14 protein-coding genes are annotated in these 9,164 nt (G+C 41.2%); 12 read left to right on the plus strand and 2 right to left on the minus strand.

Annotated elements, in window-relative coordinates:
• Positions 1-237: 237 nt before the first annotated feature.
• The 8 genes from CTT30_RS06730 (at position 238) to CTT30_RS06770 (ending at position 5,011) form a co-directional block, all read left to right on the plus strand.
• The gene (locus CTT30_RS06730) at positions 238-657 is read left to right on the plus strand and encodes a lysozyme inhibitor LprI family protein (RefSeq protein WP_252036440.1); all 420 of its coding nucleotides are present in this window, start codon (positions 238-240) and stop codon (positions 655-657) included.
• A gap of 120 nt (positions 658-777) precedes the next feature.
• On the plus strand, positions 778-1,140 hold the full coding sequence (locus tag CTT30_RS06735; protein WP_252036441.1) for a hypothetical protein: 363 nt from the start codon (positions 778-780) through the stop codon (positions 1,138-1,140).
• Between the two features lie 244 nt (positions 1,141-1,384).
• Positions 1,385-1,753, plus strand: a complete 369-nt coding sequence (locus CTT30_RS06740; protein WP_252036442.1) for a hypothetical protein — start codon at positions 1,385-1,387, stop codon at positions 1,751-1,753.
• Between the two features lie 2 nt (positions 1,754-1,755).
• Positions 1,756-2,139: a hypothetical protein gene (locus tag CTT30_RS06745; RefSeq protein WP_252036443.1), complete on the plus strand. Its 384-nt coding sequence runs from the start codon at positions 1,756-1,758 to the stop codon at positions 2,137-2,139.
• 462 nt (positions 2,140-2,601) lie between these two features.
• On the plus strand, positions 2,602-2,751 hold the full coding sequence (locus CTT30_RS06750; RefSeq protein WP_252036444.1) for a hypothetical protein: 150 nt from the start codon (positions 2,602-2,604) through the stop codon (positions 2,749-2,751).
• A gap of 781 nt (positions 2,752-3,532) precedes the next feature.
• Positions 3,533-3,685, plus strand: coding sequence for a hypothetical protein (locus tag CTT30_RS06755; RefSeq protein ID WP_252036460.1), 153 nt, complete (start codon positions 3,533-3,535; stop codon positions 3,683-3,685).
• A gap of 24 nt (positions 3,686-3,709) precedes the next feature.
• Entirely contained in the window at positions 3,710-4,450 is a 741-nt protein-coding gene (locus tag CTT30_RS06760; RefSeq protein WP_353505746.1) for a PhzF family protein, read from the plus strand.
• Positions 4,451-4,603: 153 nt separating this feature from the next.
• Positions 4,604-5,011 carry a GFA family protein gene (locus CTT30_RS06770; RefSeq protein ID WP_252036445.1) on the plus strand — a complete coding sequence of 136 codons (408 nt, stop codon included), beginning with the start codon at positions 4,604-4,606 and terminating at the stop codon, positions 5,009-5,011.
• A gap of 175 nt (positions 5,012-5,186) precedes the next feature.
• Here the strand turns inward: CTT30_RS06770 and CTT30_RS06775 are convergent, their stop codons facing one another.
• Both CTT30_RS06775 and CTT30_RS06780 read right to left on the minus strand, forming a co-directional pair.
• A complete protein-coding gene (locus CTT30_RS06775; protein ID WP_252036446.1) occupies positions 5,187-5,483 on the minus strand; it encodes a type II toxin-antitoxin system RelE/ParE family toxin in 297 nt (98 codons plus the stop codon).
• Positions 5,484-5,489: 6 nt separating this feature from the next.
• Positions 5,490-5,732 (minus strand): type II toxin-antitoxin system Phd/YefM family antitoxin, encoded by a 243-nt coding sequence (locus CTT30_RS06780; protein ID WP_005526987.1) that lies wholly within the window; start codon positions 5,730-5,732, stop codon positions 5,490-5,492.
• Between the two features lie 804 nt (positions 5,733-6,536).
• Here CTT30_RS06780 and CTT30_RS06785 point away from each other — a divergent pair.
• The 4 genes from CTT30_RS06785 to CTT30_RS06805 all read left to right on the plus strand — a co-directional run bounded on the left by CTT30_RS06785 (position 6,537) and on the right by CTT30_RS06805 (position 9,060).
• Positions 6,537-6,971, plus strand: a complete 435-nt coding sequence (locus tag CTT30_RS06785; protein ID WP_252036447.1) for a hypothetical protein — start codon at positions 6,537-6,539, stop codon at positions 6,969-6,971.
• Between the two features lie 158 nt (positions 6,972-7,129).
• Positions 7,130-7,534, plus strand: a complete 405-nt coding sequence (locus CTT30_RS06795) for a GFA family protein (RefSeq protein ID WP_252036449.1) — start codon at positions 7,130-7,132, stop codon at positions 7,532-7,534.
• Positions 7,535-7,662: 128 nt separating this feature from the next.
• Complete coding sequence (locus CTT30_RS06800) at positions 7,663-8,133, plus strand: hypothetical protein (RefSeq protein WP_252036393.1); 471 nt, start codon at positions 7,663-7,665, stop codon at positions 8,131-8,133.
• 630 nt (positions 8,134-8,763) lie between these two features.
• A complete protein-coding gene (locus CTT30_RS06805; protein ID WP_252036450.1) occupies positions 8,764-9,060 on the plus strand; it encodes a DUF6506 family protein in 297 nt (98 codons plus the stop codon).
• Positions 9,061-9,164: the final 104 nt, after the last annotated feature.

Below are 9,164 nucleotides of genomic sequence, written 5' to 3' on the forward strand. Positions count from 1 at the left end.
GCTCGTTTCGTGCGTAGGGTTTCAGTTCTCAACTGCCCTATTTGTATTCGTAAGTGAAATCAATAAGCTAAAACTAATTGACACCTTAGCTCACCAGTCAGCTATGGCGCAGCAACTAACAAGGCGCTCAACAGGGACTCCAAACGCTTGGCTACTTTCATTCAAATCAGCTTCAGTGTTTAGGGTGCAATTTTCAAACTGGGTGGTATGCGTTGTCGCCCGTTAGCTTGGCGTTAGGTGCTAGGAGGCAAACTTGAAAAATTACTCGTGATATTGGCATTGGTTTCTGTGCCTAGCTTCGCTTCTGATGATATCGAAGACCCCTGTAAAGTGAAAGGTGGCGGGGTTATGGCCGGTTATCAGTGTGTGGAACAGAAGATGGAACTCGCAGACAAAGAACTTAACGAAAGTTATCAGGAAGCAATCGCTAGAATAAGCGAGGAAGAAGCAGCGCTAAGGGAAACCTGGTCTGAAACCGAGCTGGTGGAGCCGTTTCGAAAGGCCCAAAGGGCTTGGTTAAAATATAGAGACGCTGAGTGCGAGTTTTCAGGTCTTTCTTCCACGCCTTCACCTTGGCAAGGTGTCCAAATTGAAGAATGTAGGTTAAGAATGACGTTAGAACGAGTGGAATACTTCAAGAGTGTATATGTAGGTTAAAAGGAATGCACCTAACAAAGCATTTAAGAGTGATTCGCAACGCTTGGCAGTTTCGCTTCGCTCAAGTATAGCCAAGCGTCGCTCACACCTTAATGCGGCGTTATACATTTGGAGATAAAGTTGAGCTATTCATTCGATATCAAAGATTCAAAAGACCTATTTCACGAATTTTCACGTTTAGTAGGAGAATATCGCAAGGAGCCACTATCTTCTGGCTCAGCAGTAATTTGTGCAATTTTTTCATGGCACGTTGTAGAATGGATCTATCAAGAATATCCTTCATTAACTGCTACATATCCAAAGAAACGAGATTTTCAATATTTCATGAAAAGCTCCTGTCCTGCTCTAAGTTACATGCAAGATATCGCCAATGGCAGTAAGCATCGTGGTATTACAATGTATCAACCTGTAGTTAAAAAGACAGAGCGACATCAAGGAGCTTTTCATCGGCTTTCTCTAAAGGTTTTGATGTATCTTGTTTAAAAATCGAGCTTGATGGTGGTGTGGCGTACTTTGATGAAGAGGTTGATAAAGTAGAGGCTTACATAAAGCATTTTTTCTCTAACACGTTGAAAGAAAATGTATAACAAAGCATTTAAGAGTGATTCGCAACGCTTAGCATTTTTAGTTCACAATTGGGTTCCGTGTTTACGGTGTAATAGTTTAAGTAGGGTGGTAGCGTTGCTCACACCTTAATGCGGCGCTAGGCTTCTTTAATAGGAAAAGTATGACTTTCGAGAAATTTGTAGCAATTGTTGGTTTGATTGCAACAATACCTGTTTACAAAGGTTGGGTAATTAAAATTTGGATCTGGAGCAAAGCTAAGAAGGTTTCATCTTTGGAAAAACGGCTTGCACAAACAGAAAAACTTCATAGTGATAACAAGTATTTAATAATCTACATCGGTCAATCTATTCTTATAGTACTTGCGCTCATTGCTAGTGCACAGGTTTATCAGCTTGTGAATATTGCCTCGGAGGGGGCGGATATATCGTCTATTTTCATTAGTTTGATGTCTCTATTAGCATATCTTGTAGCTGTTAGTTGGTGTCGTTGTTCACCCCTTAATGCTGCGTTATATGCCATGGAGATTTAAAAATGTATCCTAATTCGATAAATAAGAATATGGTTGGAGAGTATTCAGCAAGCACAAAATCAGGTGGTGGGTATTTTTATGATCAAGTTCTAGAATACCGGGTTTGGTGTCGGCCGTGGCAAGGTGCCCCCGATGAATTTGATGGAGAAATATACTATTACGCATTTCACACTTATGAAGAGGCTCTTGAGTTTTCAAATAATACTGAAGGTTCTGAAAAGCCGTTGGTTTTAGTTAAACAACTTGAGTGGATTGATGAACCTGAAACAGGGAAGTTCATTCACAAAACGGGGGAACGTGTAACTGAATGGGTTGTGGAATGGTTAGTTGGTAGTAAGCGCCAAGAGAATACAATTGCTGACTTTATTGCCCAAAATGGCATATAACAAACTGCTTAAGGCGGACTATCAACGCTCGGCGATTTTAGTTCTAGTTTGGTACAGTGTTTACGGTGGTTAGTTTAAGTATCATGTTATGCGTTGCTAGCCACTTAGCAGGGCGTTAGGTTGCTTTAAGCTTGTACGGCTTTTTAGTCTTGATATCAGCCTCTTCAATAATCGTATTTGTAGTGAACCTCAGCGGCTATGTGGCTCGAAGATTTTCATGTGAAAGTTTCATTTAGTTGGCAAGCTTTGACGTTAGTGGCAGAGGCTTTTCCGTTTTAAGTGCTTTTGGCCAAGTTTGTTCGTTGAAAGTTCGCTATCTCTATCCGGTTAGTTTTTTTGCTTCAGTGAACCACCGCAAAAATAGTGATGTGGTTGTTATTCAACTTCGAGGGTTATTGCGGTGCATTTGACTTTGGTGTTTCATGGGTTAGCCCTATAGCTCCAGCGAGCAAAGCGTTCGTAATGAGCATACCTAACCATCCGCTCAAGACGGACAACCAACGCCTGGCGGTTTTGTATTTGGTTGAGTTTAGTGTTTACGGTGGTTTGTCTGAGCTTTGTGGTATTGTTGGTAGCCGCTTAGCAAGGGCGTTATGTTTGCTCGATTGTTAGCAATTTATATAGAGGTCTTAGTGAATTTCATAAAATTATCGATGTTATGCTTTATAAGTGTATTTGTTTTTCAATTAATAGCACTTACAACGTTCCCTAGTGTAATTGAGCAGTATGAATGGATTTCGTGGGTCGAAGTTGTGCTCTTGAGCGTTGGTGTTTTTGGCCTCTGGCTTTCTCCAGCGGTGGTTGCATTTCGTGCCAGAGAGGTTCGACACCGATTTTTAATAATTTTTTTGTCGTTGGGCCTTCCTATTGTAGGTGGTTTTATAGGTTATTTTATTCTCAAAGGAGAGATAAAGCATCTTCAAGAAACATAACAAACTGCTTAAGACGGACAGCCAACGCTCGGTGACTTTATATTTGGTTGAGTTAAGTGTTTAAGGTGGGCTGTTTGAGTTATATGGTATTGTTGGCAGCCGCTTAGCAGGGCGTTAGGTTGCTTTAAGCTTGTACGGCTTTTTAGTCTTGATATCAGCCACTTCAATAACCTTGTTTGTCGCGAATTTTAGCGGCTATGTGGCTCGAACTTTTTCAGGAAAAAGTTTCATTCAACTGGCAAGTTTTGATGTTAGTGGCTGAGAGTCTTCCGTTTTAAGTGCTCTAGGCTAGGTTTGTTGGTTGGAAGTTCGTTCTCTCAATTTGGTTAGTTTTCTTGTTTCAGCGAACCACCGCAAAAATAGTGACGTGGTTGTTGTTCGGCTTTGGTGGTGATTGCGGTGCAGCAGCTTTGGTGTTTTATAGTTTAGTCCTATAGCTCAAGCTAGCAAAGGTGTTTGTAGTGAGCATACCTAACCATCCGCTCAAGACGGACAACCAACGCTTGGCGATTTTGTGTCTGGTTATGTTTAGTGTTTACGGTGGTTGGTTTAAGTTTTGTGGTATCGTTGGTAGCCGCTTAGCAAGGGCGGTAAATTGCAATCGAGGGTGGTGAATTATCAAATTAGAAACATATGATGTGTTTGGTGGTGAGTCGGCTTCTGGTAACCCTTGTGGTGTATTAGAGCTTGATAGTTGGCTTTCTGATGAAGAGTTACAGAAAATAACTTGTGAAGCAGGACTTCCTGTTACCTCTTTTGTCATCCCAATTAATGGACAGTTTCACATTCGTTGGTTTGCGCTGGATGGGGAAATTAACCTGTGTGGGCATGGTAGCTTAGGGGCTGGTGCTGCAATCATCTCTAAGTACAAACTCGATAGTGTACTTTTCATTAGCAAATACGGAGACCTCTCAATTGCCAAAAAGAATGGTGCGTATACTCTTGAGATGCCTAGCTGGAAAAGTGAAACATGTGTTGTTCCGCCAGAAATAGCGGATTTGGCAGCTGATGCTATTGACGTATTTTCAACTCGAGACTTAGTTATAGTCTTGCCCTCAATAGAATCTGTAAGAGATTTTAAGCCTGATGATATGCGCTTTAAACAGCTTGGTAATTACCATGCTTTAATCGTGACTGCAGCAAATGGCGAAAATGGGTACGTATTAAGATATTTTGCGCCCAAAATTGGTATATCTGAAGATCTAGCGACAGGCTCTGCTCAATGTTCTTTAGCTCCATACTGGTTTGACAGGCTTGACTCAGATTCACTTCAGGTACACCAACTTTCGTCGTCAGGTGGCTATTTTGACGTAAGGCGTATTTCAGGTGGCTCAATCGTGTTATCAGCAAATGCAAAGCTACGGAAAATAGCAATTTAACAAACTGTTCAAGAGGGATTCGCAACGCGTGGCATTTTTACTATGCGTTAGTTTTAGTGGTTAAAGTGGTATGCGGCAGCTCCGGTATTACGTTGCTCACCCCTTAACAGGGCGTTATGTTTACAGTACAAAAAACAAACATGGAGTTTTGGTATGGCTAAAGAGATTACTGGTAGTTGTTGCTGTGAAAGCGTCGCCTTTAAACTTAATGATGACTTCGGTAAGTTCTTCTTCTGTCATTGTGAACAGTGTAGGAAACTAACAGGCTCGGCTCATGCGTCGAACTTGTTTACGTCTCCGCTTAACATTAAGTGGATTAAAGGTGACGACAAGATAAAGCGCTATGATCATCCAACTCGTTCTTTTTCTAAGGCATTTTGTACGGATTGTGGTTCAGGTTTACCATTTTTGACTCAAAGTGGGAAATTTCTAATTGTTCCAGCTGGTTCTTTAAATGAAGAGCCATCAAAGGTTCCTGATGCTCAAATATTCTGTTCAGAACAAGCAGAGTGGCATAAGCTGGGTTTGCAAGCAGTTAAGTTAGAAGGTTTCCCAAAATAAACATAACCAAGTGTTCAATTGGACAGTCAACGCTTGGCAGTTTTGGTCCACAGTTTGGCATTAGTGTTGATGTCACAATGGTTTAAGTATTTGGTAGCGTTGTCTGCCCATTAACACGGCGTTAGTTTACCAATCAAGATCTTCACCCTAAATCCAATTCTAGGGTGAAATTTGATTACAAGTGGTTCTGAGGAAGTTGTGATTGTCCGAGTACGGCTACAACTAAAATGAAGCAATCTTCTTTTGTAAAGTAAGCGGTATGCTTGCCCGCGGGGAAATAGAACCCGCTTGGGTATATGTCATCACAACTGCGACCAACAGCTGGATTATCAGCAAGCATTTGAAAACCAGTTAGTAACGTATCTTTATAGCTTCGCCACTGGGTCTCGGAGAAGTTGTTAACAGTATAGCTTTTGATTTTCCGTAAATGAGTCTGAGCTAATTTACTCAGTTTGTATTTGTTCTTTTGCATAGCGGGTTATAAGGCGTTTAAAAAGTCTTCACCATCAACCACATTTCCTTGAGCTAAGTCTTGTTTCGCTGACTCGAAACAGTGCTTAAGGTAATCGGTTTTCATTGCTTCTAGTTCTTCATAGTCCTTGATAGACATTACAACGACGGCATCTTTACTGTTTTTGCTAATCTTCACAGGCTCACGTTGGGCGCTTAGAAGTAGCTCACCAAAATTACGTTTGGCATCATTTGCTGTTAATGTGTGCATGATCAATCTCCAAATCTGGAATTACAGTAAGATTATAGTTGTTCGCATGAAATGGTCAATCTAATTAAATCGTGCGATTTGTGTGAAAGGTAAACTAACAAGCAATTTAAGAGTGATTCCCAACGCTTGGTATTACCAGTTTAGCGTTATGGCGCAGTGGTTTAGTTTCTATGTAGCGTTGCTCACACCTTAATGCGGCGTTAGGTTGCTTTAGGCGAGTACGGTTTTTGGTTTTTTAATCAGCCACTTCAATAATCTTGTTTGTCGCGAATTTCAGCAGCTATGTGGCTCTAGCTTTTTCGGGTGAAAGTTTCATTCAACTGGCAAGCTTTGCCGTCAGTGGCTGAGTGTTTTCTGTTTTTAAGTGCTCTTGTCCAAGTCTATTCATTGGTAGTTTGTTCTATCAACTTGGTTAGCTTTTGGGCTTCAGCGAACCACCGCTAAAATAGTGGCGTGGTTGTTATTCAGCCTCGGTGGTTATTGCGGTGCAGTTGGCTTTGGTGTTTCATGGGTTAGTCCTATAGCACCAGCGAGCAAAGCGTTCGTAATGAGCATACCTAACCATCAGCTCAAGACGGACAACCAACGCCTGGCGGTTTTGTCTTTGGTGGTTTTTAGTGTTTACGGTGGTTTGTCTGAGTTTTGTGGTATCGTTGTTAGCCGCTTAGCAAGGGCGTTAGAGGTTTTCATGTTCAAAAGTCCCAAACGTACTTCAGAAATTATAGAGACATATTTAGTTGAAACCTTGAGTGCTATAAAGCTACTTCAGAAAAATAGTCTACAAACTCAAGCTCTCATAATTGCATGTCTGCAATTGACGCATTCGGATTGCTCAATGCTCCGGCTTCCGAAACAAAATCGTCAGGTAAGTCATTCAAAGCATGGGCTGACAAGTATATATGTAGCAATCCAGAGATTGAATATACATCGGAAGATCTCTGGGGTTATAGGTGTTCTTTATTACACACATTTACAATGTCATCTGACTTGTCTAAATCAGGAAAGGTTAAAGAAATCATATTTTATTCAGGTAGTAAAAGTTCTCCAAAAGTAGGTGACTTGAGAGACTTCGCGGAAAACTTGCCTAAGTACGACTATGTGGTAGCACACATAGAAACAACAATTGCAGTTTTCGCTGAAGCGTGTCAGTTGTTTGCTCGTGAACTGGACTTGAAGAGTAGAGAGTCGCGAGAAATTAATGAGCGATTAGGGCGTATTTTGAATCGTACCCAGTTTTAGCCACACCTCTAACAAGGCGTTTAAGAGTGATTCACAACGCTTGGCGATTTTGCGTCTGGTTGTGTTTAGTGTTTACGGTGGTTTGCTGTAGTTTTGTGGTATCGTTGGTTGCCGCTTAGCAAGGGCGTTATACGCTTGATAGTTTATAGGAAATAATAATGAGAAAATTAGTTGGTTCGTGCCTGTGCAGAAAGATTCAGATAGAAGTTTCAGATGAATTTGAATATATGGGCAATTGCCATTGTTCTGAATGTAGAAAGTTCACTGGTTCGGATTACTCGTCAGTTGGTGGATTAAGCTCTGATAAATTTGGCTTTAAATCCGGTGAAGAGTTTGTATCCGTTTTCAAGAAGAGCGCGGAGACGGAATTAGCGTTTTGTAGTTGTTGTGGTTCGAGCTTATTTTCGCGAAAACTCAAAACGGGTAAGTACAACATTCGCTTGGGTATTTTAGATAACGAGCCGACTCACAAGCCAAGTTTTCATATTTTTACAGGCTCAAAAGCACCTTGGAATGAAATCACTGATGGCTTAAAGCAATTTGATAAAGGTCCGCTTAAATAAAGAAGGGTTAGGTACGCGTATAACAAAGCATTTAAGAGTGATTCGCAACGCTTGGCAGTTTCGCTTCGCTCAAGTATAGCCAAGCGCCGCTCACACCTTAATGCGGCGTTATACATTTGGAGGTAAAGTTGAGCTATTCATTTGATATTAAAAATTCAAAAGATCTATTTCAAGAATTTTCACGTTTAGCTGAAGAGTATCGCAAAGAGCCGTTATCTTCTGGCTCTGCGGTAATCTGTGCAATTTTTTCATGGCACATTGTGGAGTGGATTTATCAAGAATATCCTTCATTAGCTATAACGTACCCCAAAAAACGAGATTTCCAAAATTTCATGAAAGGCTCTTGTCCCGCTCTCGGCTACATGCAAGATATAGCCAATGGCAGTAAGCATCGGGGTATTACAATGTATCAGCCTGTAGTTAAAAAAACAGTGCGACATCAAGGGGCATTTTCATCAGCTTTCTCGAAAGACTTTGATGTATCAAGCTTAAAAATAGAGCTTGATGGTGGTGTGGTTGCTTACTTTGATGAAGAGGTTGATAAAGTAGAGGTGTATATCAAGCAGTTTTTCTCTAACACATTGAAAGAAAATGTATAACAAACAATTTAAGAGGGATTCACAACGCTTGGCACTTTTGCTTCTACTTCAGATTTAGTGTTTATGGCACAATGCTTTAGGTCTGGGTGGAGGCGTTGTTCCCCCCTTAATTGGGCGTTAGGTTGTTTTAGATTTGGTCGTTTTTTAGTTGGGTGCTCAGCCACTTCAATTGTTTTGTTTGTCACGAATTTAAGCGGCCATGTAGCTCGAACATTTGCACGTGAAGGTTTCATTCAACTGCCAAGTTTTGACGTTAGTGATTGAGTGTTTTCTGTTTTTAAGTGCTCTTGTCCAAGTTTATTCATTGAAAGTTCGCTCTCTCAATTTGGTTAGCTTTTTGGCTTCAGCGAGCTATCGCAAAAACAGTGACGCGGTTATTATCCAGTTTTGGTGGTTATTGCGGTGCAGTTGGCCTTGGTGTTTCATGGGGGAGTCCTATAGCTTAAGCGAACATAGATGTTCGTAATGAGCATACCTAACAATCAGCTCAAGACGGACAACCAACGCTTGGTAGTTTGTGTTTGGTTGTGTTCGGTGTTTACGGTGGTTTGTTTGAGTTTTGTGGTATCGTTGGTAGCCGCTTAGCAAAGGCGTTATACGCCAATCGATGTTTAGGTCTAAGGGATAAATATGATCAAGCGTTACGGGTTTATCATAAAGGCAGAAAGTTATAGTCATGTTCGTGATTCTACGGATTTGAATGCGCCGGAATTTTCGACTCATGTCGTTGGTGTGAGTAGTGATGATGAGGCTATTGTTGTGGCAAAAGCGATGATTGAAAGTGGAATACAGGTAATTGAACTGTGTGGTGGCTTTGGTGCTGACAGTGCTAGTTACATTATCGAGAGCTTAGATACCAATGTACCGATTGGCTACGTCACGTTTTCAGACCAAGAGACAAATAAACTAGAGCAGTTGCTAAAATAGCGTTCTGGCGTATAACAAACTGCTCAAGGTGGACTGCCAACGCTCGGCAATTTTGGCTCTAGTTCGATACAATGTTTACGGTGGTTTGTTCAAGCAGAGTAGCT

The sequence above is a fragment of the Vibrio coralliilyticus genome (assembly GCF_024449095.1).
Lineage (GTDB): Bacteria > Pseudomonadota > Gammaproteobacteria > Enterobacterales > Vibrionaceae > Vibrio > Vibrio coralliilyticus_A.